Source organism: Paenibacillus sp. Dod16 (assembly GCF_049893405.1).
Classification (GTDB): domain Bacteria; phylum Bacillota; class Bacilli; order Paenibacillales; family Paenibacillaceae; genus Paenibacillus_AQ.
Genome location: NZ_JBNDYG010000041.1, coordinates 36278 through 62298 on the forward strand (window position 1 = coordinate 36278; position 26021 = coordinate 62298).

At 51.9% G+C, this 26021-nt stretch carries 24 protein-coding genes; 7 read left to right on the forward strand and 17 right to left on the reverse strand.

Annotated features, from left to right (window positions below; genetic code table 11):
• Positions 1–19: 19 nt before the first annotated feature.
• Together ACPV3A_RS27320 and ACPV3A_RS27325 are read left to right on the forward strand one after the other, a co-directional pair.
• On the forward strand, positions 20–2353 hold the full coding sequence (locus ACPV3A_RS27320) for a ribonucleoside-diphosphate reductase subunit alpha (protein WP_071222121.1): 2334 nt from the start codon (positions 20–22) through the stop codon (positions 2351–2353).
• Positions 2354–3202: 849 nt separating this feature from the next.
• Positions 3203–4234, forward strand: coding sequence for a ribonucleotide-diphosphate reductase subunit beta (locus ACPV3A_RS27325; protein ID WP_071222122.1), 1032 nt, complete (start codon positions 3203–3205; stop codon positions 4232–4234).
• Between the two features lie 121 nt (positions 4235–4355).
• On the opposite strand, the gene ACPV3A_RS27330 is transcribed toward ACPV3A_RS27325, so the two are convergent.
• The 8 genes from ACPV3A_RS27330 to ssuE form a co-directional block, all read right to left on the reverse strand.
• Positions 4356–5297: a GNAT family N-acetyltransferase gene (locus ACPV3A_RS27330; protein ID WP_426202529.1), complete on the reverse strand. Its 942-nt coding sequence runs from the start codon at positions 5295–5297 to the stop codon at positions 4356–4358.
• A gap of 125 nt (positions 5298–5422) precedes the next feature.
• Positions 5423–5566, reverse strand: coding sequence for a hypothetical protein (locus tag ACPV3A_RS27335; RefSeq protein WP_426202531.1), 144 nt, complete (start codon positions 5564–5566; stop codon positions 5423–5425).
• A 164-nt stretch (positions 5567–5730) separates the two neighbouring features.
• Positions 5731–6528, reverse strand: a complete 798-nt coding sequence (locus ACPV3A_RS27340) for a DUF817 domain-containing protein (protein ID WP_426202533.1) — start codon at positions 6526–6528, stop codon at positions 5731–5733.
• Between the two features lie 309 nt (positions 6529–6837).
• Positions 6838–8256, reverse strand: a complete 1419-nt coding sequence (locus tag ACPV3A_RS27345) for an MDR family MFS transporter (protein ID WP_426202535.1) — start codon at positions 8254–8256, stop codon at positions 6838–6840.
• 81 nt (positions 8257–8337) lie between these two features.
• Complete coding sequence (locus tag ACPV3A_RS27350) at positions 8338–8745, reverse strand: MarR family winged helix-turn-helix transcriptional regulator (RefSeq protein WP_235613203.1); 408 nt, start codon at positions 8743–8745, stop codon at positions 8338–8340.
• 334 nt (positions 8746–9079) lie between these two features.
• Entirely contained in the window at positions 9080–9823 is a 744-nt protein-coding gene (locus ACPV3A_RS27355) for an AAA family ATPase (RefSeq protein ID WP_194540765.1), read from the reverse strand.
• A gap of 282 nt (positions 9824–10105) precedes the next feature.
• On the reverse strand, positions 10106–10696 hold the full coding sequence (locus tag ACPV3A_RS27360; RefSeq protein ID WP_071222319.1) for an AAA family ATPase: 591 nt from the start codon (positions 10694–10696) through the stop codon (positions 10106–10108).
• Between the two features lie 61 nt (positions 10697–10757).
• Complete coding sequence (gene ssuE / locus ACPV3A_RS27365; protein ID WP_216532667.1) at positions 10758–11303, reverse strand: NADPH-dependent FMN reductase; 546 nt, start codon at positions 11301–11303, stop codon at positions 10758–10760.
• Between the two features lie 363 nt (positions 11304–11666).
• Here ssuE and ACPV3A_RS27370 point away from each other — a divergent pair, with 363 nt between their 5' ends.
• Together ACPV3A_RS27370 and ACPV3A_RS27375 are read left to right on the forward strand one after the other, a co-directional pair.
• Positions 11667–12575, forward strand: a complete 909-nt coding sequence (locus ACPV3A_RS27370) for an SDR family oxidoreductase (RefSeq protein WP_426202539.1) — start codon at positions 11667–11669, stop codon at positions 12573–12575.
• Between the two features lie 55 nt (positions 12576–12630).
• Positions 12631–13086 (forward strand): hypothetical protein, encoded by a 456-nt coding sequence (locus ACPV3A_RS27375; protein ID WP_426202542.1) that lies wholly within the window; start codon positions 12631–12633, stop codon positions 13084–13086.
• Between the two features lie 64 nt (positions 13087–13150).
• Here the strand turns inward: ACPV3A_RS27375 and ACPV3A_RS27380 are convergent, their stop codons facing one another.
• Both ACPV3A_RS27380 and ACPV3A_RS27385 read right to left on the reverse strand, forming a co-directional pair.
• Entirely contained in the window at positions 13151–14899 is a 1749-nt protein-coding gene (locus tag ACPV3A_RS27380; RefSeq protein ID WP_426202544.1) for an NAD(P)H-hydrate dehydratase, read from the reverse strand.
• A gap of 66 nt (positions 14900–14965) precedes the next feature.
• Positions 14966–15598 (reverse strand): NAD(P)-dependent oxidoreductase, encoded by a 633-nt coding sequence (locus ACPV3A_RS27385; protein WP_194540744.1) that lies wholly within the window; start codon positions 15596–15598, stop codon positions 14966–14968.
• A 363-nt stretch (positions 15599–15961) separates the two neighbouring features.
• On the opposite strand from ACPV3A_RS27385, the gene ACPV3A_RS27390 reads away from it, so the two are divergent.
• Entirely contained in the window at positions 15962–16855 is an 894-nt protein-coding gene (locus tag ACPV3A_RS27390) for a hypothetical protein (RefSeq protein WP_426202546.1), read from the forward strand.
• 389 nt (positions 16856–17244) lie between these two features.
• Here ACPV3A_RS27390 and ACPV3A_RS27395 read toward each other — a convergent pair whose 3' ends face one another.
• Both ACPV3A_RS27395 and ACPV3A_RS27400 read right to left on the reverse strand, forming a co-directional pair.
• The gene (locus ACPV3A_RS27395; protein ID WP_426202547.1) at positions 17245–17997 is read right to left on the reverse strand and encodes a MerR family transcriptional regulator; all 753 of its coding nucleotides are present in this window, start codon (positions 17995–17997) and stop codon (positions 17245–17247) included.
• Positions 17998–18018: 21 nt separating this feature from the next.
• Positions 18019–19002 (reverse strand): alpha/beta fold hydrolase, encoded by a 984-nt coding sequence (locus tag ACPV3A_RS27400; protein ID WP_426202549.1) that lies wholly within the window; start codon positions 19000–19002, stop codon positions 18019–18021.
• Positions 19003–19151: 149 nt separating this feature from the next.
• Here ACPV3A_RS27400 and ACPV3A_RS27405 point away from each other — a divergent pair, with 149 nt between their 5' ends.
• Positions 19152–20063, forward strand: a complete 912-nt coding sequence (locus ACPV3A_RS27405; protein WP_426202551.1) for a hypothetical protein — start codon at positions 19152–19154, stop codon at positions 20061–20063.
• 299 nt (positions 20064–20362) lie between these two features.
• Here ACPV3A_RS27405 and ACPV3A_RS27410 read toward each other — a convergent pair whose 3' ends face one another.
• The 4 genes from ACPV3A_RS27410 to ACPV3A_RS27425 all read right to left on the reverse strand — a co-directional run bounded on the left by ACPV3A_RS27410 (position 20363) and on the right by ACPV3A_RS27425 (position 23562).
• Positions 20363–20575, reverse strand: coding sequence for a YezD family protein (locus tag ACPV3A_RS27410; protein ID WP_426202553.1), 213 nt, complete (start codon positions 20573–20575; stop codon positions 20363–20365).
• Positions 20576–20719: 144 nt separating this feature from the next.
• On the reverse strand, positions 20720–21586 hold the full coding sequence (gene cysW, locus ACPV3A_RS27415) for a sulfate ABC transporter permease subunit CysW (RefSeq protein WP_426202555.1): 867 nt from the start codon (positions 21584–21586) through the stop codon (positions 20720–20722).
• A gap of 12 nt (positions 21587–21598) precedes the next feature.
• Positions 21599–22447, reverse strand: a complete 849-nt coding sequence (gene cysT / locus ACPV3A_RS27420; RefSeq protein WP_426202557.1) for a sulfate ABC transporter permease subunit CysT — start codon at positions 22445–22447, stop codon at positions 21599–21601.
• Between the two features lie 38 nt (positions 22448–22485).
• The gene (locus ACPV3A_RS27425; protein ID WP_426202559.1) at positions 22486–23562 is read right to left on the reverse strand and encodes a sulfate ABC transporter substrate-binding protein; all 1077 of its coding nucleotides are present in this window, start codon (positions 23560–23562) and stop codon (positions 22486–22488) included.
• A 359-nt stretch (positions 23563–23921) separates the two neighbouring features.
• Between ACPV3A_RS27425 and sleB the strand changes: the two genes are divergently transcribed.
• Positions 23922–24581, forward strand: coding sequence for a spore cortex-lytic enzyme (gene sleB, locus ACPV3A_RS27430; RefSeq protein ID WP_426202561.1), 660 nt, complete (start codon positions 23922–23924; stop codon positions 24579–24581).
• Positions 24582–24766: 185 nt separating this feature from the next.
• Here sleB and ACPV3A_RS27435 read toward each other — a convergent pair whose 3' ends face one another.
• The gene (locus tag ACPV3A_RS27435; protein ID WP_194540734.1) at positions 24767–25840 is read right to left on the reverse strand and encodes a lactonase family protein; all 1074 of its coding nucleotides are present in this window, start codon (positions 25838–25840) and stop codon (positions 24767–24769) included.
• Positions 25841–26021 lie beyond the last annotated feature (181 nt).

Here is a 26021-nt window from a genome sequence, read left to right on the forward strand (position 1 = left end):
GAAAGCGAGGAATTTATTCATGCCCCAGCTCGTAGTTAAACCGAACAACCGTCAGCTCGCCTTTGATGAAATTCGCCTCTCCGTCTATGCCGATCGGACTCTGAAAGGATTGGACATGCTCGATAAAGAGCGCCTGCTTCGCGGCGTCAATGCCAAATTGCGCGGCGAGCAAGTTACCGGCGAAGAAATCAGCAACGCCTTCACGATGTCCGCCCTTGAGCTTGTCACCAAAGAGGAGCCGAATTGGAAGTTTGCAGCTGCGCGTTCGTTTCTGACCTCTTTATATAAAAAAGCGGCCACCAACCGCCGATACAAAGCCTACCCGGAAGAGCCATACGGTGCCTTCTATCCGCTCATTACGGAGCTTGTACAAAAAGGCATCTATCGCGAGGATCTTCTGACCAGCTATACCAAAGAACAAATCGAAGAGCTCGGCGAGTGCATCGATCCAAGCCGCGATCTGCTGTTTGATTACATCGGTCTGTTGACGCTGGCTGAGCGTTACCTGGCAAACGATTTTGACGGTCGCGTTATGGAACTTCCGCAAGAACGCTACATGGTCATCGCGATGTTCCTCATGCATAACGAGCCTGCCGACAAGCGTCTTGACCTTGTCAAAGAAGCCTACTGGGCCATGAGTAACCTGTACATGACGGCGGCTACGCCGACAATGTCCAATGCAGGCAAAAAGGTAGCCGGCCAGCTTTCCAGCTGCTTCATCGATACCGTAGACGACTCCCTGGAAGGGATCTTCGATTCCAATACGGATATCGCCCGTCTCAGCAAAATGGGCGGCGGCATCGGGGTATACCTCGGTAAAGTCCGTGCACGCGGCTCTGACATCCGCGGTCACAAGAATACCAGCTCCGGCGTTATCCCTTGGATTCGCCAGTTGAACAACACCGCTGTTAGCGTTGACCAATTGGGAACCCGTAAAGGTGCCATCGCGGTTTATCTGGATGTGTTCCACAAAGACATTCTGTCCTTCCTGGATCTGAAGCTGAACAACGGTGACGAGCGTATGAGAGCACATGACGTGTTCCATGGCGTATGTCTGCCTGACTTGTTCATGGAGGCTGTAGAAGCACGTGAAGAGTGGAGCTTGTTCTGTCCGCACGAAGTGAAGAAAATCATGGGCTGGAAAGACGAGAATGGCCGTCCGCTGGGCCTGGAAGACTTCTATGATCAAGGACAAGGCGAAGGCGAATTCCGTCAAAAATATGCTGAAGCCGTGGCGAACCCGCTGCTGCCACGCATTACGGTACAAGCCATCGACATTATGAAGCGCATCATGAAATCCCAGCTTGAAACGGGTACACCGTACATGTTCTACCGCGACACGGTCAACCGTGCGAACCCGAACTCTGCGCATGGCATGATTTACTCTTCCAACTTGTGCACGGAGATCATGCAGAACCAATCTCCGACAGTCGTTGAGCAAGAAGAGCTGGTTACGAAAGACGGCCAAACTCGAATCGTCATTTCCAAAATCCCTGGCGATTTCGTTGTCTGCAACCTGAACTCTATCCACTTGGCTCGTGCTGTACCTGCCGGTGTATTGGAGCGTCTCGTTCCAATTCAGGTTCGCATGCTGGATAACGTCATCGACATTAACAATATTGAAGTTCTGCAAGCTCAATATACCAACAGTCAATATCGTGCGGTCGGTCTCGGCACCTTCGGTCTGCATCACTTGCTGGCGCTGGAAGGCATTCGCTGGGAATCCGACGAAGCCGTTGCCTATAATGACAACCTGTATGAGCACATCAACTACCTGCTCGTTAAATCCAGCATGGAGCTGGCCAAGGAAAAAGGCCATTATCCGAAATTCAAAGGCTCCGACTGGGAGAGCGGCGAGTACTTTACGTTCCGCGGTTACACCGACGGCGAGCATGAAGGCAAGTTCGTAACCACCGAACAATGGCGCGAATTGCAGCAAGAAGTACAAGCGAACGGTGTCCGTAACGCATGGCTGTTTGCCATCGCACCGAACGGCTCCACCTCGATCATCGCGGGTTCCACGGCGAGCATCGATCCATTGTACGAACTTCTTTCTTATGAAGAAAAAACCACCTATAAAGTGGCTAACCCGGCTCCGGATCTATCCGAAAAAACGATCTGGTACTATAAAACGGCTTTCTTGATCGACCAGCATTGGTCCATCAAAATGGCTGCCGCCCGTCAGCGTCACGTTGACCAGGCACAAAGCTTTAACCTGTATGTCCGCCCTGATATCCGTGCTTCGGAATTCCTGGAGCTGCACCTGCATGCTTGGAAAGCCGGTATCAAGTCCACGTACTATGTACGCAGCCGTGCGCTGACGATTGAAGAGTGTGAGTCGTGCGCAAGCTAAGAGTTTAGTCTAACCTTTTTCGAACCCACCCAAACCCTCCCTTCCAAGGGAGGGCCCCAAGGGCGCTGCCCTCTGGACACCCGCAAGGTGTGCATGGCGTGAATGATGCGCTTCTATAGTTACTTTGGGTGGCCAGGAGCGCTTTCTCCCTACGGGAACGCTGGAATATTGTGCGAAGCTAATGAGTTACTTCGTGCGTTTTGTTGAGTTACTGCCTACGTGGATCGCTCTCCCTTTGGGAATCGCTTCTCATGTGGTGCGAAGCTAATGAGTTACTTCATGCGATTTGTTGAGTTACTACCTACGTGGATCGCTCTCCCTTTGGGAATCGCTTCTCATGTGGTGCGAGGCTAATGAGTTACTTCGTGCGCTTTGTTGAGTTACTGCCTGCGTGGATCGCTCTCCCTTTGGGAATCGCTTCTCATGCGGCGCAGGGACCGTGAGTTACTTCGTGGCGATTGTTAAGTTACTGCCTACGTGGATTGCTCTCCCTTTGGGAATCGCTTCTCATGCGGCGCAGGGACCGTGAGTTACCTACGTGGATTGCTCTCCCTTTGGGAATCGCTTTTCATGTGGTGCAAACAAGCATCGAACGGCTGTATGCGGGTGTTCCCGCTTAGCAGGAGTGGATAAGCTTTCTAAATAGAAGACTACAAGGGTAAGGGTATCCAATCGGAAGAGTTTACGTCCGCCTTTGGGAGCCCTTTGCAACCTTTACAATACATTCAGGCAAAGGGCGGACAACAAGCGGCTGGAGCTGGATACCCGTCCCGTGAATATGCTGGACCAATATCCCTCAGCTTCGCCTAGGCGCCGCCCTACTATGATATACAAGGAGAGAAAATCGGCATGCAAATGCAAAAGATATTTAACACCGAAGCACCCAACCGCTCCACGCGTGTTATTGAAGGTGAATGCTCCGGGATCCTGAACTGGAACGACATTCGGATGCCTCATATGTATAAGCTGTACAAGGTCCTGCTGCTGAACCACTGGATCGCGGACGAGATTCCGATGTCCAAGGATGCGCAGCAGTTCCCGCGCCTGGACCCTGAAGAGCAGCGCACCTTCAAGATCAACATCTCCCTGCTGGCTGTTCTGGATTCCATGCAGACGATGTTTGTAAGCGACGTGAAGCGTTACTTCACGGATTCGTCGCTCGAAGCCATCTCGGCCATCATCGGTCAGCAAGAGGTGGTTCACAACCAATCCTATTCCTATGTGCTCTCTTCCATCGTTTCGGATCAGGAACAGAAGGAAATCTTCGAGTATTGGAAGCATGATCCGGTTCTGCTCGAGCGCAATCAGTTCATTTCGGACATCTATCAAAACTTCCGTGACAATCCGTCGCCGCAGTCCTTCTTCGAAGCGATGGTGGCGGACCTGATCCTGGAAGGCATCTTCTTCTACAGCACGTTTGCCTTCTTCTACAACTTGGCCCGTGACCAGAAGATGATGGCAACCAGCCAGATGATTTCCTATATTCAGCGTGACGAGAATCAGCACTGCTACTTCTTCGCCGAAGTGTTCAAGCAGCTGCTCAAGGACTTCCCTGAGCTGAACACGAAAGAGAACATCGACTACCTGTACCGCACCATTGACCGTGCGGTTGAGCTTGAGACCAACTGGGCTCACTACACACTCAGCAATGTGCGCGGCATCGATCTGAACGAATTGGGCGATTACATCAAGTACATCGCGAACCGTCGTATCACCATGATGGGTCTGGAAAAAGCTTATGAAGGCGTGGACGTTAACTGCATGCCATGGATCAAGCCTTTCTCGGATGAAGCCCTCAACGCGACGAAGACCGACTTCTTCGAAGCCAAATCCCGTAACTACGGCAAAGTTGGCGACGACAACGGATTTGACGATCTATAAGCTCCTCTCCATATAACAAACCTCCGTGGATCCCTTAACAGGAATCCACGGAGGTTTTTTTGTAACTGCATATGATCGGCCGCAGTCCAAGTCTACAGCTCTTACTTACGGTTCATCAATGCTATCCCTTCGCTGCCCATACCTCGATCTCTACCTGAATGGACGGCATCGCCAATGCCGGCACGTAGGCCATCGTCATGGCCGGGGCCTTCCCCCCGTGGAATTTCTCCCATACCTGATGGAAGTGATCCCAGTCGACCTCCTGAGCCGCCCAAATGTTGATTTTGACGATATGATCCACCGACATCGCTTCCGCAGCCAATAACCTCTCAATGTTCGCCAGGGTGTTCTCCACCTGCTGCTTCATATCGTCCGGCAGGTTCCCCTCGCTGTCGGTTCCCACCTGACCGGAGAAGACCAGCAGCTCGCTCCCTCTCGGAACCTTGGTTATATGGGTATAAGGCCCGATCGGCGGGGCAATAACAGGTGGATTGTACCGCTGAATTGAAGACGGCTGCTGCTCATCGGCTTCATTCAAAATAGCCAGCGTCTGATGGTCCTCCCACGTTCCGTTGATTTTCACGTTTTTTCGGGCAATCCCCTCTTTATGGAATCCGGCTTTCAAAAGCACTTGGATCGAGGCCAGGTTGTGCGGCATCACGCCCGCCTCAATCCGGTGAAACTTCAATTCCTGAAAGGCAAACCTCACGACCAATTGAACCGCTTCGGTCATATACCCCTTTCCGTTATGGTCTCGGTCCAAAAAATAACCGATCCAGCAGCTCTGCAGATTCCCCCGCACCACTTCGGTCAGCATAATCTCGCCGATTATCGATCCGGTGTCCCGCAGCCCAATCACATAGACATACCCTTGATCTGCCTTGCTGGCTTCCACGGCCTTTCGGATCCGCTCAAGCTGTCCCTGATGGGTGTAGAAGCTCTCTTCCCTTAAGCCCGTGAACCGCTGGAAAAAATCCCGGTTATCCTTCTCGAGCTTCAGAAGTGCGTCCACATCCAATTCCTCTACCGACTTCACATAAATCTGTTTCCCTTGCATGAACATACGTATCCCTCTCCTCTGTTTGAATCATTAGAAGCACAAAAAAACACCACAGCGCACCTGTGGTGTACATGCCGATCTATGCAACCACAAGCAAGCGACCTGTGGTGTTTAATTCCACTGCATCCTCATTCAGTCATCGAATGGAGGGATCCTTGATCGCCCGAATATCCGATTTTGGACACACTTCTCCCATAATCGGACGGATCAAAGAAAACAGCGGTGGAGTATCCCATGCCTTTTGCCAAAGACGCCAATGATCTTTTTTTCATGTGGATCCTCCTCCCTTCTGCTTCGCGCGGTTCATCTATGCCAAACATCTATGTTCATACAAAGTCTCTTGCCTTAAGCTCGAGTCGCAACGTTAGCTTTCCATCATCTAATTAACCATAGGATATATGATTAGGCATAAATGGTCAAATCCGCTAAACTGGACTCACATGACCGTTCCCTTCGGATTGCCTTGGGACGGTCCTCTGCCCTGCTTCAGATGCTTCAGCTGAGCTACAATGATGACACTGATCACGACCAGCAGAAACCACGAGCTGATTTTGCCGATATGCACAAGGCTCCATGTGCGCTCCTGACCCGGATAAGTCCAGGCCCCAAGAAACGTAGAAATGTTCTCAGCGATCCAGATAAAAAAGCCAATCAGCAGAAACGACAGCACCAGCGGCATCCGCAGCGTCTTTCCGTCCACGTCAAAATACACCATCGTTCTGCCGAACACCACGAATAACAATGCCGTGAGAAGCCAGCGTGCATCCCACACATAGTGATGGGTAAAGAAGTTGGCATAGATCGCTGCGCTGATCAGCACGGTCAGCACGGGCAGCGGCCAGCCCGTTATACGCAAATGCATTCGGCGCCATGCCTGGCATATATAACTGGCCACACTGGCGTACATAAAGCCGCTGTACAGCGGGACGCCGCCGATTTTGCTCCAGCCTTCCTCCGGGTAAGACCACGAGCCCATATGCACTTTATACAGCTCCAGCATCAAACCGATGACGTGAAAGACGCAGATGACCTTCAGCTCATCCCATGTCTCCAGTTTGCTCACCAGCATCCCGATTTGCGCCAGCACACATATGAGAAGGATGAGATCATACCGCGCCAAGCCGGGAATCTCAACCACCTTGGTCAGTCCCAGCGCAGCGAAGATCATAACCGGAAATATGCAGGACAACGCCTGCTGATAACCGAAAATCCACAGCTTCCGTATAAATTCCATAAGCTCCTCCTACCACCTGCACATTCGTATACTTCACCCTACCACAGACCGCGATTTCAATAAAAGAACAGCGTTGTCATAATTCGTGCAATCCATTGACGGGTGTAATGCAAAAAAAGAGAGCAGCCCTTCAGCTGCCCTCTTACCAGTTAACGTCCTATTTGCCCATGCTTGAGGTTATCCTTGACGCCAACGATGCAGCTCAACATACCCCATTCAATCGCTTGATACCTTTCGAGTTTCCCTATCTTACGCCAGGCTTCAACGGCCCGCAGGATTATCTTCTCCACTTGGCCGATGAACGCCCGGTCAGAGCGCGACAGGGTGAGCCGTTTTTTTCTTTTTGACCCGTAACAAAAATGTAAGAGGTATGGCAATAACAGCCGCCATCGTTCCGATCATAAACACGTCATCAATGCCCATCGTTGTCGCCGCACGCTGGGTCGAAGCCCCCGCACCCATGTAGTAGGACGTTCTGGATACCACCAGTGCGCTGAATATGCCGATCGATAACGAAGCGAGCCCTTGGCGCGCCCAGTTCGTGATGGACGATGCGTGGCCTGAATATTCGCTGGACACCGCGCTCATCGCTGCGTTCGTTAACGGCATATTGCATAAAGCAATGCCGAGGCAGCGAACCAGCTGCAGCAAGGAAATGTACAGAACCGAGGTATGGATGCCGATTCCGCTGAAAGCGAGCGTGGCGGCCACAATGATGAGAACCCCCGTGATCACCAGCCGGAATGGACCGATCCGATCATAAAATTTGCCGATAATCGGCGACGCAGCGGCCATGACAACCGCGCCCGGCAGCATGATAAGTCCGGTATCCATCGGAGACAGCTTCAGCACGGTCTGTAAATAGAGCGGCACCAGCAAGGTTCCCGTATACAGCGATATCGTCACGATGCAGTTCAGGATCAAGCTGTACCGAAATCGGGGGAATTTGAACACTTTAAGCTGCAATAACGGGGATGAAATCCGCAGCTCCCACTTAATGAAGAACAGCAGCAGTAAAATTCCGGAGATGAGCAGGGACAGGGTCTTCCAGGATCCCCAGCCCCAGTCGTTGCCGTGGCTGAAGGAGAGCAGCAAAAGAGAACTGCCCGCCACCACCGTCAAGAATCCGAGGAGATCGAACCTCTTCTTCCCGGTCAGTCGATAAAAAGGAATGAATTTGCTTACGATGACCATCGAGATCAGACCGATCGGAATATTTAGAATGAAAATCGATTTCCATCCAAAATATTGCACCAGCCATCCGCCAAGTGTCGGCCCGATCACCGGTGCCAGCATAGAGGCCAGGCTCCATAGTCCCATGGCGTAGGCTTGCCGCTCCCGGGGGAATACCTGGTATATGATGGTCATCGTAATCGGGATGATCATCCCGCCGAACACGCCTTGCGTAATCCGGAAAGCAATCAAAGTCTCGATGTTCCAGGCTACAACGCATAATAGCGACGAGAGCGTAAAGCCCAACAAGGCCAGGACAAACAGCCTCTTATAACTGAGCTGGTCCCCCATGTAACCTACGATGGGAGCCACAATGCCCGTTGCCAGCAGATACCCGGCCATCAGCCATTGGGTTGTGCTCAGCGTGGCATCGAACTGCTCCATGACAACGGGAAAAGCCACGTTGATGGTCGTGATGCTGAGCACCGCCAGAAAATTACCGAAAAAGATAGCGCTCATTATAAGCCAAAATGAAGATTTATCTTGTGTATTCACATGAAGCCTCCTAAACAAAGTAACCCCGCCCGGATCTGTTTAACAGAGCTGGAGGCGGGATTCAAAGAGTTTGGTCTTTGGTTATGGAAATAATTTCTTGCCAAGCAATCGCAGTAAAATATACAGGTTATCCGCCTCATCCTCATCCAGCTGCTTGAAGGATTCCATGACGGCATAATCTCCTTCGCTGCGGGCATCGAGCACAAGCTGCCGGCCTTCTGCCGTAAGATTGACATAGTGGCTGCGTCCATCACTGGGATTTGGCGTTCGAACCACCAGCCCCCGCTGTCCCAGAGCGTCCACTAAATACGTGATCGTTGCAGCCTTAAGCTCCATATGCTCAGCCAACCGATTCGGAAGCAGCGGACCCTGCTGCTCGATCAAACTTAAGATCTTATACTGATTCATCGTTAAATCGTTCTTTCTCAAGTGACTCAAAAAAGATACGACCCGATGGCTCGTCATTTTATCCGATAACTCACGATACATGTCCATGAGTCTCTCGACGCTTGCTTCTCTTCCGTTCTCCAGAGTTTTTCACCTCGCTTCTTATTTTAGTTCAATGATTCTAACTTGTAAACACCATTTTCATGATTATAATTCTATTTTATCCCATTTATCGAGGTATAACTGACTAATTACTTAAATTGTTCTAAGTTTATTTCAGGATTTCGAATATCCATGATTCTTAACATTAGAAATATCTACGGATGGAAAACTACCAATCATTCCCCTGACTCGAAACGCTCGGTACGATAACAGGCTCCTATATAAAAAGGGCACGCAAGATCTATGCGATCTTACATGCCCTTATCTTTCCCGTTTATTCCTCATCGTCCGCAAACAATTCATGCAGCATCGCTTCCCGGCGATTCACGAATTCCTTCGTAATCATATAATGATCCGTTTCCTCCAAGCTCGACTCTTCCACCCCTTCGGAAGTCAGCTTGTAGATGATGGAATCGGGATAAGCCATAACAATTGGCGAATGGGTGGAAATAATAAACTGCGAGTCTTCCTGGACCAGGTCATGGATGCGTCGGAGCAGCGCCATTTGGCGAAATGGCGACAAGGCCGCTTCCGGCTCGTCCATGATGTACAGTCCGTTGCCGTCGAAGCGGTGCAGAAACGTCGCAAAGAAGGACTCACCATGGGATTGATGATGCAGCGACTTTCCGCCATAGGAATGCCAAAGCGCCAGTGAATCAACCTCGGAGGCCACATTATAATAGCTTTCCGCCCTGAAAAAGAAACCGTCCCGCGGCTTCCGGACTCCTCGAACCGTACGGATATATTGATACAGCACAGAATGCGTCTCCGCCGTGGAAAAAGAGAAATTGATGGTGCCCCCCTCCGGATTGAAACCCAATGCTACAGCAATCGCCTCCAGCAGCGTGGATTTGCCCATGCCATTCTCGCCTACGATATAAGTAACCTTCGGATGAAAATGAAGACCGTCCAAAGCCGCAACGGCCGGCAAATTAAAAGGATATTCATGAAATGAAGGGATGCGATCCCTCATTAACACAACGCTTCGTAGATAGGCAAGCATAGCAGCGTTATCCAAGCGCTTTCCCTCCTCGATTGTGAAACCTATAATTACTACTCTACTATATATCATGCCAATAGTTCCAATTCAGGACCATCGCTCGATATTTCCGAACATAAGCATGGGGCGTTTCCCTGAAGGGTGAATACGAACATCCTTTTTCACGCCATAATAGGGGGTATTGCCTCGAGATGTTGATGCCTCGTCGATACTCAATAAAAATGCGCCATCACAGGGCTCGCCGGCACCTGGTATGACGCACTTTTTTTATACGATATCGAATGGTGTTATTCTGATATGCTACTCGCTTACGATAAACTGATAGAGCTCCTCAACCTTCTCTTCCGTCAAATCGCCGCTGTTATCGAATACCTTAATGGATGTCTGCGGAATGTCCCAGTTCACTTCCGGCACGAAATCGACGCGCTTCTTGAAGTCGTCCCAATGATCCAGCTTCCACTGATCCCGCTCGGTCTGTCTGTCAATGATGCGCTCCTTCTGCAAATCCATGTCTTTGAGCGCAACCACGATGACCTTCACGTCAACGTCGCTTTTCGTTAACCCTGCCGATGCAATGACTTCTTCAATCCATTCGCGATTCTTGAGCTCGGCGGTAAACGGAGAAATCATAAAAACATTTTGTCCGGCACCCAGGTTCTCGATGCAAATATCCTTGGTCGTATCATATTCCAGATCGCGCAGGTTCTCTTTATAAAAGGAAGAATCGCGGTCATTCGGATCCAGTCCGTTACTTTCCAGGAACTTCTCAACAAAGCGTCCCCCCACCGTATCACGGTCGAGAAATGCAGCCGGTATACGGACTGCAAGCTTCTTGGCTACGGTTGTCTTGCCTGTACCGGCCACGCCGACAAAAAATACTAGCTTTTGCAAATGGTATCCCTCCATATGATCTCTATCGCTTTCATATCCCTGCCGTCCACTCATGCCATCCTTATGCGCGTTCTGTCCGGTAACGGGTTTCTTCAATTAATTCCTCCATCGCGGAGGTCAAGCGTTCCTGAAGCACGTCCGCTACATCAAATCCGCCATCCTCGGTACGTGCCACCTGGGCATCCACCGCGTACACGCCGCCAAGAATATGACGGGCCCCGATCGAAGAAAGCACGGGCTTGAGCGAATAATCAATTGCCAGCAGATGTGCGAGACTGCCGCCGATAAACATCGGAAGCACGATTTTGCCGGCCAAGCCTTTTTGCGGAATCAGGTCTAAAAAGGTCTTCAGAACACCGGTAAACGAAGCTTTATAAACCGGACTTGCCACAATCACGGCATCGGCCTCGGCCACAAGCCCGTTCGCTTTGACAATATGCTCACTCTCAAATTTGGTATGAATCAGATCCTCAGGCGGCAGCCCGGCCACGTCGATCCGGCTAACCTCGAAATTCGCAGCAGTCAGTGCCTGCTCCGCATATTCCATAACCGCATTCAATCGGGATCCGGCTGTAGGACTTCCGTTAATAATAACAGCTTTCGCCATAATCATTCACCTCGGCTTATCTTATAGTGTCGCCATCTCATCCATTCATAAGATCGCTATGTAAGGTCCTCTCGAACGTCAACCCATATAAATCAGAGCAAACTTGTCAGAATTAGTATCATCGTATCAATGTGTCCGCGCTTTTGTCAATGCAGCAGCTCCGGCAATTGAACCTTGGCGATTCGCCAACCATTACACTCGCTCCAATAGCCCGAAAGACATCGTAAAAAATCTGTAACCCGCGCGTTTGCGCACGACCTTTCTCCTATTCTGTTCATAAACGGCACCCCCGACTGGGCGGATGCATAGAGATAAAGCATCGGCGTTCAACGAAAATACTCTGTATATCAAAGGAGGAAGGAAATGAATCCCCAGCAGCCCATTCCATACGTAGGCTCCAAAACCGAATGCAAGGAACAGCCCATCGCGTTCCCTCCCCAGCATCAAAACTGCCAGCCCGGTCTTGAAAGCCTCATGTCACCGCGTCCGATCAGCGAGGATCCCGCCTACCGGGGCAGCGGTAAACTGGATGGCAAAATCGCCATTGTAACCGGAGGGGACAGCGGCATCGGCAAAGCGGCGGCCATTGCTTTTGCCAAGGAAGGTGCCGATCTGGTCATCCCATACTTATATGAAACTTCGGATGCGGAAGTGACGAAGCAGCGCATTGAGTCGCTCGGCAGACGCTGCCTCTTAATGAAGATCGACCTGCGGTATAAAAAGAACTGCGAAGCCGTAGTAAACGAGACGATAGCCCACTTCGGCAAGCTGGATGTGCTTGTAAACAACCATGCCGTCCAGTATGTTCAGCGCAGCATCTTGGACATCACGGAGGAACAGCTGCATCATACCTATCAAACGAACATCTTTCCCTTTTTCTTCATGATCCAAGCTGCGCTGCCCCACATGAAATCCGGGGCATCGATCATCAACACGGCCTCCATTACCGCCTATCAAGGAATTAAGGAGCTCATCGACTATTCTTCTACCAAAGGCGCCATCGTTTCCCTTACCCGATCCCTTGCCCTTTCGCTCGTCGATCAAGGCATCCGCGTCAATTCCGTCGCTCCCGGCTCGGTCTGGACGCCGCTCATCCCATCCAGCTTCCCTGCCGAAGAGGTCGCCGTGTTCGGAACGGATTCACCGATGAAGCGGGCGGCACAACCCTATGAGCTGGCACCTGCCTATGTTTACTTGGCGTCGTCCATCTGTTCCTCTTTTGTCACGGGTCAGGCTATTCACGTCAACGGGGGACAGATGGTAACCAGTTAACAGCGGTGCTTTAAGCGTTCGAGAAGCTATGAATAACAAGCAGAGGATGTGTACCATGAACACGGGAATTCCTAAACGGTCCGGCCGGATGGACATGGGATTTTATGCATTAAACAAGCTGGCCAGCGCCGGCATCGTTGTGCTGCTGCTGAGCCTGCTCGATTGGGTGTGGTCTCCCGGCGCTGATCGAGCTTCGGAATGGCTAGGCCTTTATCTGCCGCAAGAGCACTGGGTATACGGTTACGCGCTGACTGCATCCCTTGCGGCAGATGCCATACTCTCGTTCTTGCCTTCCCTGCATAAGGGTAAACAAGCCGCCGTGTACGGAGCGGTCGGATTTCTGTTCTTCGCCCTATTCACAGGCGGAAACCCGGAGCAGCTCTGGCTGCGCGCAGCAGCGGGAGCCTTAACACTGCTCATCTTCTTGTGGGGGAAGCACGCGTTCTCCAGCAATTCTCTGGCCACCCCGTTCTTTGCCTTGGTCGTTCCCCTGTTATGCTGGGTGATCTGATTCAAGCGACTTAACTGGCCTTCCATGAAAAAAAGGCCCTTCGATGAGGGCCTTTCTCTTCGCGTCAAAGTGCTTCGATGACATCCCCGGCGATGACCGAGGCGGGATGTCCCCGGTGTCGCGCGGCCCGCTCGCCGGCACGGCCGTGCAGCCACACGCCAAGCGCGGCTGCAGACGGACCGGCATATCCTTGCGCCAGCAGGCTGGCAATGATGCCGGTCAGCACGTCCCCGGTGCCTCCCGTCGCCATGCCGGAGGTGCCGGTTGTGTTGATGTAGGCTTGTCCGTCCGGCGAAGCCACGACGGTATGCGCCCCCTTGAGCACGAGGGTAACCCCGTGCCCGGTCGCGAACGATGCGGCGACACCGATCCGGTCCCGCTGCAGCTCGGCGGTTGGGATACCCAGCAGCCGGGACATCTCCCCCGGATGCGGAGTCAGCACGGTTGCCGCACCGCGCGGCTTCCAGGTGCCGAAATCACCGGCCGCGGACAGCATATTCAGCGCATCGGCATCCACCACCAGCGGTCCTTCCCATTCTTCCCACAAACGGCGAAGCCATCTGGCATCTCCTTCAAAACGGCCAAGTCCCGGACCTACGGCCAGCACATCGCGGGTTTTGGCGAGTTCCAGCACCTGCTCCGCGGAGGCCTCATCCCAGTAGCCGCCGCTCTCCTCGCCTGTGGCGGGGACAAGCATCACCTCGGGCGCGGCTCCGCTCAGCGGCAGCACCAGGCTTGCAGGGAGCGCCCAGGTCACCAGGCCGCAGCCCGCACGAAGTGCTGCCCGGGAAGCGAGCAGGCCTGCGCCGCTCATCGTGCGGCTGCCCCCTACGGTCAGCACGTGACCGTAGGTGCCCTTGTGTCCATCCGGCGAGCGGTAGCAGGACACGTCCACACCCAACTCGGTCCGAAGGACATGCGGGGTGAGCAGATGCGTGCTGACGCCCTGCTCCCGGCACAGCGATGCCGGGATGCCGATGGCGCGGACCACCACCCGGCCGGCCGCCTCGGCGCCGGGGTACTGCACCAAGCCTCGCTTCAGGAATGCGAGGCATACCGTCACCGCGGCCGAGATGCACGGCTCGTGCCGCGCGCCGGTATCGGCGTCCAGTCCGCTCGGAATATCCGCGGACACAATCGGCAGGCCGCTATCATTGGCGGCCTGGATCAGCGCGGCGTAAGCGCCGCGGGGCGCGCCCGCCGCGCCCGTGCCGAGCAGCGCGTCCACGATGCCGGTGTACGCGCCGTAGTCCACGGCATCATGGCCGTGGACCAGAGCCGGGATGCCAAGCGCTGCCGCGGCATCCCGCTGCACCGCCGCTTCGCCGGCTAGCGCGGACGGCTCGGCGGCATAGAGCAGCGTGACGCGTATACCTGCGTCACGCAAATGCCGGGCGGCGACCACCCCGTCGCCGCCGTTATTGCCCTTGCCCACCAGAATGAGCCAGTGCTCCTGCGCCGCAAGCGCGGTGGGCAATCGAGCGTCTCCGTCGATGACAGGCGACGGACGGCTCATCTCCAGAGCCAGGTCATCCCCGGCGATAAGAGCCTCCGCCGCTGCCGAATGCTCCGGTGAGGATAGCCGCTGTTCCCCTCGCCCGTCCTCGGACATGAAGGACCGAGCCTTTCCTGCTGTCCCAGCAGCAGCTCCGTTAAGAGAACGGCTCACTCTATCACGCTCCAGGCACAGCTTCAGGACTTCCTCGGCAATCGCCTTACCTGCATTCTCCATCAGAGCTATGGCCGGAATCCCGATTTGATGAATCGTACGGTTGTCGAGTGCCCTCATCTGTTCAGACGTCACAACATACATCCAAGCTCTCCCCTTTGCTTCGATATATCCTACGCAAACGCTTTGGCGACTCAGGATGCCTGTCTATTAATAAGCAACGGTAAAACGGGACTGAATAAACTGCGGATCATCCAGCTCATCGATCACCGCTACCGCGAAATCCTCAACCGAAATTCGGCTGCTTCCGCTCTCGTCAGTCACCAGGCGGTCCATGCCGATCCGGAACTGTCCGGTACGCTTCCCCGGCTCAATAATCGCTGCCGGACTGACATACGTCCATTCCAGATCGCTTTCCTTATACAGATCGTAAGCATCCGCATGCGCACGGGCAAGCGGCCTGATCTCCTCCGGAAATTCCGGGGTATCCATAAGCGGTACGCCGCTGTCAGCGATCAAGCTGCCAGCGCCGCCAACGATCAACAGGCGGGTTACGCCGCCGCGTCTCGTCCCCTCCACAATCGTGCGTGCGGCTGCAACGAGTTCCTCTTCCCGGCCGAACTTCGGGCCGAAAGCGCTAATGACAGCATCATGCCCTTGAATCGCCTCTTCTAATGATGAAGGATCCATTACATCCGCTTTAACTTTCTTTAATTGCTCATGCTCTGCATCCAATCGATCCGGATTACGCAAAATCGCAGTAACTTCGTGCCCCCGTCGCAGCGCTTCCTCCGTAATTCGTCTCCCGATCGTGCCGCTTGCTCCAATTAATGCTACCTTCATGTTCATCGCTCCTTCGCTTAGAAATTATACTACATCACCCCTGGTGATGAATGGCTCTTCTTGAATCTTAAGTAGTATTATAAACACCTGGTGCCGTCTATAGCCGTTTCGGACTGTCACACCTCCTATTTACTTATCCCCATGTAGACCTCTTCAAACTCCATTCGTTCATTTTCCCTCAAAATAATAGATCTTTAGGCCTATGTATCACAATATCACTTTCGCCGATAGAGTACATAAGTGCATATTTACGAATATATATATCTTGAATAATGACTTACATCGCAATACTAATGTTGTGTATTTGTTGGAATTTGTCGTTATCCTATGAGCTAATCGTATGTAAAGGAGATTATCCATATTATGAAAAAAAAATACGTCCGCTGGCTGGCCCTCTGTCTCGCAGGCAGTCTGCTGCTGCTTAGCAGCTTGTCCCTTCAGCCTGATGCCGCTACGGCCGAACCCCGCCAGAAGGCAACCTGGTTCTGGGATACGCCGCAGATTCAAGATTCGGCTGAAGACATTCTTGATTTTGCCGCCAATCAAGGAGTCAATGTGCTCTATCTGCAGATGAACCGCGATGTTCGGCCCGAATATTACCGCAGCTTTATCCGCCAAGCAGGCAAACAGGGGATCGCGGTTCATGTCCTAGGCGGCGCTCCTAACTGGGCGCTGGAAACGGAGCGTCACCGATTGGAGACTTTCATTCAATGGACTGCTGAATATCAGGCTTCCGCTGCACCGAATGAGCGCTTCACCGGCATTCATGTCGATATCGAGCCCCATGTGCTGCCCGAGTGGAAAACAAACCAGGCCTCCGTGATAAAGCAATGGCAGGCGAGCGTCCGTTATCTGGTCCATGAAGCGAACACACTGAATCTGCCCATCGGTTCCGACATGACATTCTGGCTGCACGGCTATCAGCTGCCGGACCAGTCGATGTCGATCAGTCGGTGGATGATCCAGCAGTTTGACCAGGTCGTCATTATGGCCTATCGTGATCAGGCAGATACCATTTATAAAGTCGCTGCTGCCGAGCTTAAGGAAGCCGATGAACTTGGCAAGGAAGCCTTAATTGCCGTAGAGACCAAATCGAGCAATGAGGGAGCTTACATCACCTTTTTTGAGGAAGGCACGTCCTATATGGAGGAACAGTTGTCCAAGGTATGTATCAAAGCGGAGAAGCACCCTTCGTTCTCCGGGTTCGCCATTCATGACTATAGATACTGGAAAGCATTGCATGACTCCAATCGATAACATCGCGATTATTTCATAATGGGAATAAAAAAGATGGCGTTTCAAGAGGGTGTTTTCCTCTGGCGCCATCTTTATATTTTAGATGAAGGAACTCATCCTCTTCCATCGGTAAAAGGCCTGCTCGCTCTTAAACCGTCAACATGAGAAGCAGTACATAACCGACCGTCAATTTCGCGCGTTGTAGCGGCCCTTTTTTTACCTGCACTTCCATCCCCCGGCCCCTCCCTCTCTTACGATGCTACCGTCTTATTCATATACTATATGCGGCTCGGTCCCTTATGTTGCCTTGGGGAAAAATTGTTTGCCAACAAAAAAATATTAGCCTTGTAAACAGTAGAGTACGATTTAAGCTTCCTGCATAGGAAGCAGAACCTGGGCTGCAATGCAGCTCATTCACGATCAGGATAGCGCTTCAAGACGTCCTGCAAATATTGTTCTGCTTCCATTACAAGCTGACGCTCTCCCTTGTTCCATTGATCCCGATTTCTATCGACTGCTAAGAAGGCAGCATGAATCCGTTCGTCGCCATGTGTCACACGTTGAACCATCCGTTGCCATTCTTCGGCTAAGGTTCTGGCTAAACGGGACTCGATGGGAACGTTTGAGGCCTTATAAGCTGCAGCTTGCAGCGATATTTTTCTGAACGTATTGTAAAAACCCAATGCCGCCTGCTCAGAGTTAAATACTGTTCGAAATAGTCGAGAGTCTTCCTCCGAAAATTCGTATTCTTTCCAAGCCGACATATCAACCTCATTCAATGAACGCATGAGATGGGCTAACAGCTCCCAGGGTACGGTGTAACCTTCTTTCATCATTTCCTTTGCGACATGCAATCCGTCAAGCTTGGCTTGGATACTCTCTTTCTGTGAATAGAGGACCGATGCCTGGTAATCTAGAATGTTCTCGATATCCTGCTCCTCGGTGCCCACGATCAATTGTTCTTTGATCTTTTTTAAAGAGAAACCGATGGCTCTATAGAACATAATCTGTTCAAGTACATACAGCTGTTTATCATAATATACTCTATGCCCCAGCTCATCCCGCTCCGCCTTAAGAATCCCTTCATTATCGTAATACTGAATGGTTCGCGGAGTTATTCCCGACAATTGACTGAGTTCTTTTACGGAATATTTTTTTTCCATGAACCCATCCCTTCCCGTCCCTTACTCGATTTTCGCTAAAAAAGCTTCTATTGTTTCCAGTAACTCTTCAGGGTATTCCCCGTTAATTGCGTGCGAGGCATCTTCAAATACGACCATCTCGCTATTAGGGTCTTTCAGAGAATCCTTCCCCGTTTGATACGACTTTTCAGCATGGTGCATCGTCGATTGTCCAGCTAAAATACCGAGCACCGGCATCGTCAGCTCAGCTAATCGTTCCGGCTTGATGGCTTCCGGCATAGGCAGCTTGCTCTTGAATGTCCGCATACCGGTTTCGATTAATTTGGCGGTCGGGTCGCTGTCATCAACTTCAGCCCCGCCGGATATATAGCTGAGCATTTTCTCCCGGATCGGTTTGGGCACCATAGGCACAGACGCCGGAATGGATACCAGTATCATTTTCAGTGGAATGGGGCCAAACACATAGACAGGGTCCAGTAATATGAGCGAGTGAATCTTCTCAGGATGCTTGAGCGCCACATTCGCCGCACTCCACCCGCCGAACGAAAGCCCTAATAGGTGGATCTCTGATTCCGGCAGCTGATCCAGCACTTGCCCTAACCATGCTGCTTGGTCCGCAGCGGTTTCAATCCGTCTGGTTTCTGTGCTTAAACCCGGCTCTCCTATCAAATCAAGGGTGTATACAGGCCTGTGTTCTAGAAAGCCGCTTAGATTGGCCTCCCACATGGGAGTGGCAGATCCTTTACCGGGAAGCAGCAGCAGGGGTGTTTTATCCGGTGTATCGCTCCCCTGGAACTTGTAGAGCTGTACCACGCCAAAATCGGTATGAACCTTAATCGATTCAACCGGTTCTGGTAAGTGACTCATCGCCTCACCATAAGCTGCCGCATATTCCTTCTGCCCATCCTCTGTAACAAAACCGCTTAACGACCCGTCATCTCTAAATAGGAAGCCTATTACCGTCAGTATAGCTAGTATCGCAATGAGAATACTACCCAAGAGTACCCATCTTTTTTTTCGTTTCACTTCAATCCCCTCCTAAGGTGACTATAGGATATGACGTAACGTTATACGCAACCCCCTATGCTCTCCATAGCTGCCTGTTACCGAATCAGCTTGAAATCCCTCCCTTGTTGTGCAATAGTGAAAGGTAGAATATTGAAGGAGGGATCCGCTTGTCCCTTACGGAATGGATGAATGATATCTTTGGCTCACTCGACACGCTTGTGGCTGTGCTTCTTGCCACTGCGGTATTTACGGGCCTGTACATATACAGTGCATCCCGGCTACTGGGCGCACGCAAGGATTCACTCGCCCGCATTCGTCAGTCCTTGACGATTTACACCAGACTGGCCGGGCCTCTGGGAACCCTTATCAATCGACCGACCCGAACGGCTGTCCCCGAGGATCTGCTTATCCGGCTTCTGCAGGAATGCAAATCCGCTGATCTGTTGACTCGGGAGCTCCACGAACAGATTGATACCTTTCTAAGCGATCGTGATGAATCCAGATTGACAACACTTCACAAGCTGCTGGACCGCGAGATCAACAGGCTTATGAAGGAGCGCGACGAGCTGGTTGGACGGCTCGAGAAACCAGGTTGGGGTATGGGGTTATGGCTGCTCTTGAAACCTGCAATACCTGCCCTTTCACTAGGTGCTGCAATTCTATGGACGACGATTCTCGTTCAAGAACTAAGGCAATCCTCTGTCTGGACAAACCCCGAGGTATGGTGTCTATGGCTCTCCAACATGATTGCCACGATCTCTTTCTATCGGCTGTTGATGGACTCCAGAAGAAGAACGCATGGCGTTATCTATACCGTGCTGCATCTGCTGATTGTAGCTTCAGCCCTGTTTAATCTGATCTGGAACGAGGCCTCACCTTACGTTTTGGCTACCCAATTCTTGCTGTATCTGGCGGGTTTCCGGGTTACGGCCACTCGCCAGCGGCGTGAGCGGCCCTATGCCGGGCACCCGGAGCTAATGGAACAATTTCTTCATCCTGCGGGAGATCACGACCCTCTTAGTGAGACGGCACATTCCAGTGAACCGGAGATTAGCAGCAGTCCTCTGCGGTCCAGATAAGACAACAGCGACATGAGTATTATTACGAAAAACAACCCGCACCGAATTTCATCGGCCGGGCTGTTTTTTTATTTTCGCAATCCTTTGGGGCAGGCAGATATTATCGGATATCACGCTCTTCCATACCGCATTCCTATGTTCCTACAAAAAAGAAAAGAACTCCCGCATAAATGCTGAAGCGCACTCCCTTAGACTACATCGGCTAACACTCCAGGGTGTTTTTCCAAAGTCTACTGGATAAGGTGCACTTCATGGCATCGATGGAAGTTCTTATCTCGATACTCGACAACCTTGCGGGGTCATCTTGTGCTCGTTCTTCGTTGTTGGCCGGATGCCCGGGACGTCTTGACCGCTCCGGAGGCCGTATTCTCGAAACGCTTGCGCTCCGTTCGTTCCATCTGAACGATCTGACCCTCATGCACTACAATTTGCAGCGAACCGAATTCCATGTCGTTCAGCAGGCTTGCTATGCGTTCGAGCCACATTTCATCCACTTTTAAAGGTTTAGCCATGGATACGCCTCCTCACCGGGCAAAGCCCCAATCTATTTACTTATCCCACAAGTCGAAGTGGTCATCTGCCTGCACGCGTTCATTATTCATTCTTTTCCAACCTATATAGTATGAATTAACATTAGCATGGGTTGGAAACGACTGTCAATGGTCATTTTTTCGCGTAAACCAATTTTTCAGCAGCAGGGTTACGATGGCTAATAACAACAATAATGAGGCCACCGCAAACGATGCCGAAAACTGATACTCGTTGTACAAAATTTCGACGTGAAGGGGCAGCGTATTCGTCTCACCGCGGATATGACCGGATACAACGGACACGGCCCCAAACTCGCCCATGGCTCTGGCGTTGCACAGAATGATGCCGTACAATAGCCCCCACTTGATATTGGGCAGGGTAACCCTCCAGAATATTTGCCAGCCCTTGGCGCCCAGCGTTACTGCCGCTTCCTCTTCCTTCGTCCCTTGGTCTTCCATCAGCGGGATCAGTTCCTTTGCCACAAAGGGAAACGTGACAAACAATGTAGCCAGAACAATGCCGGGCACGGCAAAAATAATCTTGATACCATGGCTTTCAAGCCAAGGGCCGAACCAGCCCTGCCGACCGAAGATCAGCACGAAGATTAACCCGCCGATCACCGGCGATACCGCAAACGGCAGATCCAGCAGCGTAATCAACAGATTTTTCCCTTTAAAACGGAACTTCGTTATGGTCCATGCCGCGATGACGCCGAACATCGAATTCAGCGGTACCGCAATGGCCGCTACCAGTAAAGTCAGCTGAAGCGCGGATAGGGCATCTGGATCGGATAAGGCTGCTATATAGACGTCCCATCCCTTCTTAAGCGCTTCGGACATCACCGTAATGAGAGGCAGGACAATAAGCCACAACAGCACAAGCCCAGCCAAACTTATGAATGTCCATTTCACCCACGGCTTCTCCGCTGCAGCCGGAGAGGACGGCGAATTTCGTTTCGCTGCGGGAACGGCAGCGGATACAGTTCCAGCCATGGTATCCCCTCCTTAACGCGCGGTTTTCCGCGACCAATGTTGTAAAATATTGATGCCGAGCAGCAGTGCAAAAGAGATGAGCAGCAATATTAAGGCAACTGCCGTCGCTCCGGCATAATCAAATTGCTCCAGCTTTGTCATGATCAGCAGCGGCGCAATCTCCGTCCTCATCGGCATATTCCCCGATATGAAAACCACGGAGCCGTATTCTCCGATCCCCCGGGCAAAAGCAAGCGCAAATCCGGTCAACAGCGGCGGAATCAGGGTTGGCAGAATGATGGTGCTAAACGTTCGCCATCGGCCTGCCCCCAGCGTGGCAGCCGCCTCTTCCGTATCCCGCTCCGCGTCCTCCAGCACCGGCTGTACCGTCCGCACAACAAACGGTATGCCGATAAACATGAGAGCCAGCGTAATGCCTAAGGGAGAGAATGCCGCCTTGATCCCTAGCGGCTCCAGCAGCGATCCGATCCAGCCATTAGCGGAATAGATCGCGGTTAGAGCCACCCCCGCCACGGCCGTCGGCAGGGCGAATGGCAAATCGATCAGCGCATCCCACAATTTTTTACCGGGGAAATCATACCGCACCAGCACCCAAGCCAGCAGCAACCCCAATATCGTATCCGCGAATGCGGCCAGCGCCGCTGTCGTCAGACTAACCCGGTAGGAGGCCAGCACCCTCGGATCGGTTGCAACCGACCAAAACTTCTCCCAGGTTAGTCCGGTTTGATTGAGCAGCAGCGCGGACAGCGGGACGAGCACAACCAAACTCATATAAAGGACGGTCAGTCCCATGCCGATTCCAAAACCAGGGAGCACCCTGCGATGATTTCTGCCTTGCTTCTGTACGCGAAGTACAGCCATGTCCACTCATCCTTTCCTGCCTTCGGCGGTTATGCCGATCAGCTGCCTGGCACGTAAATCTGATTAAAGATGCCGCCGTCATTGAAATGCTTCGTTTGCGTCTCTTCCCATGTTCCAAACACATCCTTGAGCGTAAACAATTCGATGGCCGGGAATTTCTCCTTGTACTTGTCAGCCACGCTGGCAAGCGTCGGACGGTAGTAATTCTCCGCCGCAATCGTCTGTCCCTCTTCACTGTATAGATATTGCAGGTACGCTACCACTACCTCGCGGGTCCCTCGCTTGTCGACATTCTTATCCACGACGGCAACCGGCGGTTCCGCCAAAATGCTAACCGACGGGTTCACGATTTCGAATTTGTCCGGTCCCAGCTCGTTAATCGAGAGATACGCTTCATTCTCCCAAGCCAGCAGCACATCCCCGATTCCACGTTCTACAAAAGTGGTTGTTGCACCACGTGCGCCGCTGTCCAGCACCGGCACGTGGGTGAACAGCTCTTTCACGAATTCCTGTGCCTTCGCTTCGTCGTTATGGTTAACCTTGAGTGCATAGCCCCATGCCGCCAGGTAGTTCCACCGTGCGCCGCCGGAGGTCTGAGGGTTCGGCGTGATAACCTCTACCCCCTCCTTGATCAGATCCGGCCAATCCTTAATGCCTTTCGGGTTGCCTTTGCGGACGAGGAAAACGATCGTCGAGGTGTAAGGCGCACTGTTATGCTCGAACTTGCTCTCCCAGCCCTCATTGATCAATCCGGCCTGACGGATTGCATCGATATCGTATCCGAGGGCCAGTGTCACCACGTCCGCCTCCAAACCGTCGATTACCGAGCGGCTTTGCTTGCCTGAACCCCCGTGCGATTGCTTAAACGTTACCTTCTGGCCTTGTTCTTTCTCCCAATGCGCCGCGAATGCTTTATTGTACTGGTCATACAACTCGCGGGTCGGATCGTAAGAAACATTGAGAAGTTCCACGCTCGGCTTGCTTGAACCCGAAGCAGGCGCTTCTCCATTGGCGGTTGCAACTGTCTCTGTTTTATCTKCACCSCAAGCCGTAAGCGCCGCCGTCAACATCATGGTCAATCCGATGAGAACCCCTTGCTTCAACACCTTTTTCATATGGATCACTCCCACTGGTATTCTCTACTAAACAGGCCGTATGGCAAAAAAAAGACGGAGGAAGGCTCATCAGAACGAGTCAAGCCGGTTTGCTACCGTGCCTGCTCTTGATCCTTGAGCGTTCCTCCGTCGATACGGTGAGAACAAAATATTATAATTCCTACCTGTTTAGTATGTTATGTAGCTATTGTAATAAGTCCATCCTCTGCTGTCAAACCTTTTTTTCAAATAATTACAAGTATGGGACCCCCCGGTCCATAGAACCATTTTTGGCCCGCGAACGCAGTCACAGCGCGGTTTTCCATTTACTGAGGGTTGTATGAACCCGCTTCCATCCTTATAATTCAACCCCAAAGGAGATGATCACCATAAGAAAGCCAACTAGGAAAATAATTTCTGCTCTTTTCCTAAGTATTCTTCTGTTCATGCCTGCATTCGCCCAAACGACGGAGGCAGCTCCGCTGTTAAAGCCGGGCAGTGAAAACGGGGAAGTCTGGGAACTTCAATATCGCCTGAAAACGCTGGACTTCTACACGCAGCCGCTGGATGGCAAATATGGCGCAAACACGAAAACAGCTGTTACCCGTTTCCAAAAAGAATACGGTGTGCCAGCCGATGGAGTTACCGGCGCACAAACCTGGAGACAGCTGAAAAAATATACGTTAAATCAATCCGAAATGGATGTCATGGCCAGAGTCATTTACAGTGAAGCCCGCGGTGAGCCTTACAAAGGACAAGTTGCCGTCGGGGCCGTTGTCATGAACCGCATTCAATCCAGCGAATTTCCGAATGATATTCGGGGCGTTGTCTTTCAAAAAGGGGCCTTTACAGCCGTAGACGATGGACAATACTGGCTGCCCCCGAACCGGACCGCATATCTGGCCGCATTGGATGCCGTTCGCGGCTGGGATCCGACTTATGAATCCCTTTATTATTTCAATCCCAAAACAGCGACCAGCAAATGGATCTGGTCCAGACCGCAAGTGCTGCAGATCGGCAATCATATCTTTGCGCATTAATTATTCATCGAATGAATCTTTAAACCAATTAATTCCTATGAATTCCTATGATTTCCTATGACCCTGCTTAGCCTGTTTCCTCTCTTTGCGGAGGTTTGTGCATTGCTACGGGCGAAGAACACCAAAAAAAGAAGCAGCTCACGTCCCATTTTTCGGGTCTTCGGGCTGCTTCTTCTTTATATAAGTTAACGTTTATTCGCCTTTGCCTTCTCTACAGGACAGATACATACCGGGCGTGTAACTTCTAGTGTATAACCCGTAGAGACCAGGTTACCCGTGTCCGGATCGATCCGATAACTTGCGATCAAACCATTGTCCTGATTCGCCGTCAGCAGAAAGCCCTCTGGCAGTATATTGAAGTGGCGCGGCGTTTTACCGCCGGAAGACACCCAGTTAACTGCGCGAAGCGTACCGGTCTCCTGGTCGATCACATATTGAACGATGCTGTCATGGCCCCGGTTGGAGGCGTACAGATAACGGCCGCAAGGAGACACCAGCAGGTGGGCCGATGTGTTGTTATCCAACACTACATCCTCTGGCAGCGTCGATATATGCTGTAATATTTTCAAATCCCCAAATGTCCCATCGTTTGCGTATGCCGTTACCGTGCTGTTCAGTTCGTTCGTGCCATACACCCACTTGCCTGATGGATGAAAGGACACATGCCTTGGGCCCGAGCCTGGCGGAAGACTGATCTCGCGGTGGGTGACCAGCTTGCCTTCCTCCAGCCGATACAGGTTCACATCATCCATGCCCAGGTCACTGACCACGATATACTTGTTGACGGGGTCTTCAAATATCGAATGCGGATGCGCTTCCGATTGACGGTCATCGCGAAGACCGCGTCCGCTGTGCTTGATCTTGGAGACCAGCTCTCCGATCTGACCGTCTTCTTCTAATGCCAGCACCGATATATGTCCATCGCTGTACCCTGTCGTAAGCAGGTAGTTCCCGTCCGATGTCCGGGATACATGACACGCACCGGATGAGCCGGTAGACTGAACATTCAGCAGCGTTAATTCACCGGTTACCAGATTGGCTGAATAAGCCGACACATCGCTTTCGCCCTTCTCACTGGCTGCATACAGTACGGAGATGGAATCATCGAAATCCAGATAGGTAGGGTTTTCAATACCCGCCGTACCGCCTAAGAGACGGAGCTCTCCTGTACCCCGATCCATCGCCCCCCAATGAATGCGATTCTCTTCATCCGAACCGTAGGTTCCTATGTAAAATATCAGTTCCTGTCCTGCTGTCATGTGATCCACTCCTTTGTCTAATGAATGTTCCGGTGACCCGGTCTGATCCTTATTATGTATTACCCATAAGGGCTTCGTGCTTACCGCCTTTTTTCAATTCGAACCGGCAAGCCGCCGCCACGTTGCTCTACCCCTTATTACTCACGAAGAAATCTATTGCTAGCATTGGTTTTATCATGTA

Excerpts from the sequence above, each read along its gene's own strand:
- ACPV3A_RS27320 (WP_071222121.1), top strand. The coding sequence starts at position 20 with ATGCCCCAGCTCGTAGTTAAACCGAACAACCGTCAGCTCGCCTTTGAT.
- ACPV3A_RS27340 (WP_426202533.1), bottom strand. The coding sequence starts at position 6,528 with ATGGAATTTATACGGAAGCTGTGGATTTTCGGTTATCAGCAGGCGTTG.
- ACPV3A_RS27410 (WP_426202553.1), bottom strand. The coding sequence starts at position 20,575 with ATGGCTAAACCTTTAAAAGTGGATGAAATGTGGCTCGAACGCATAGCA.
- ACPV3A_RS27385 (WP_194540744.1), bottom strand. The coding sequence starts at position 15,598 with ATGAAGGTAGCATTAATTGGAGCAAGCGGCACGATCGGGAGACGAATT.
- cysW (WP_426202555.1), bottom strand. The coding sequence starts at position 21,586 with ATGGCTGGAACTGTATCCGCTGCCGTTCCCGCAGCGAAACGAAATTCG.
- ACPV3A_RS27330 (WP_426202529.1), bottom strand. The coding sequence starts at position 5,297 with ATGTTCATGCAAGGGAAACAGATTTATGTGAAGTCGGTAGAGGAATTG.
- ACPV3A_RS27350 (WP_235613203.1), bottom strand. The coding sequence starts at position 8,745 with ATGTATCGTGAGTTATCGGATAAAATGACGAGCCATCGGGTCGTATCT.
- ACPV3A_RS27435 (WP_194540734.1), bottom strand. The coding sequence starts at position 25,840 with ATGACAGCAGGACAGGAACTGATATTTTACATAGGAACCTACGGTTCG.
- ACPV3A_RS27325 (WP_071222122.1), top strand. The coding sequence starts at position 3,203 with ATGCAAATGCAAAAGATATTTAACACCGAAGCACCCAACCGCTCCACG.
- ACPV3A_RS27375 (WP_426202542.1), top strand. The coding sequence starts at position 12,631 with ATGAACACGGGAATTCCTAAACGGTCCGGCCGGATGGACATGGGATTT.
- ACPV3A_RS27335 (WP_426202531.1), bottom strand. The coding sequence starts at position 5,566 with ATGAAAAAAAGATCATTGGCGTCTTTGGCAAAAGGCATGGGATACTCC.
- ACPV3A_RS27380 (WP_426202544.1), bottom strand. The coding sequence starts at position 14,899 with ATGTATGTTGTGACGTCTGAACAGATGAGGGCACTCGACAACCGTACG.
- cysT (WP_426202557.1), bottom strand. The coding sequence starts at position 22,447 with ATGGCTGTACTTCGCGTACAGAAGCAAGGCAGAAATCATCGCAGGGTG.
- ACPV3A_RS27390 (WP_426202546.1), top strand. The coding sequence starts at position 15,962 with ATGAAAAAAAAATACGTCCGCTGGCTGGCCCTCTGTCTCGCAGGCAGT.
- sleB (WP_426202561.1), top strand. The coding sequence starts at position 23,922 with ATGATCACCATAAGAAAGCCAACTAGGAAAATAATTTCTGCTCTTTTC.
- ACPV3A_RS27395 (WP_426202547.1), bottom strand. The coding sequence starts at position 17,997 with ATGGAAAAAAAATATTCCGTAAAAGAACTCAGTCAATTGTCGGGAATA.
- ACPV3A_RS27370 (WP_426202539.1), top strand. The coding sequence starts at position 11,667 with ATGAATCCCCAGCAGCCCATTCCATACGTAGGCTCCAAAACCGAATGC.
- ssuE (WP_216532667.1), bottom strand. The coding sequence starts at position 11,303 with ATGGCGAAAGCTGTTATTATTAACGGAAGTCCTACAGCCGGATCCCGA.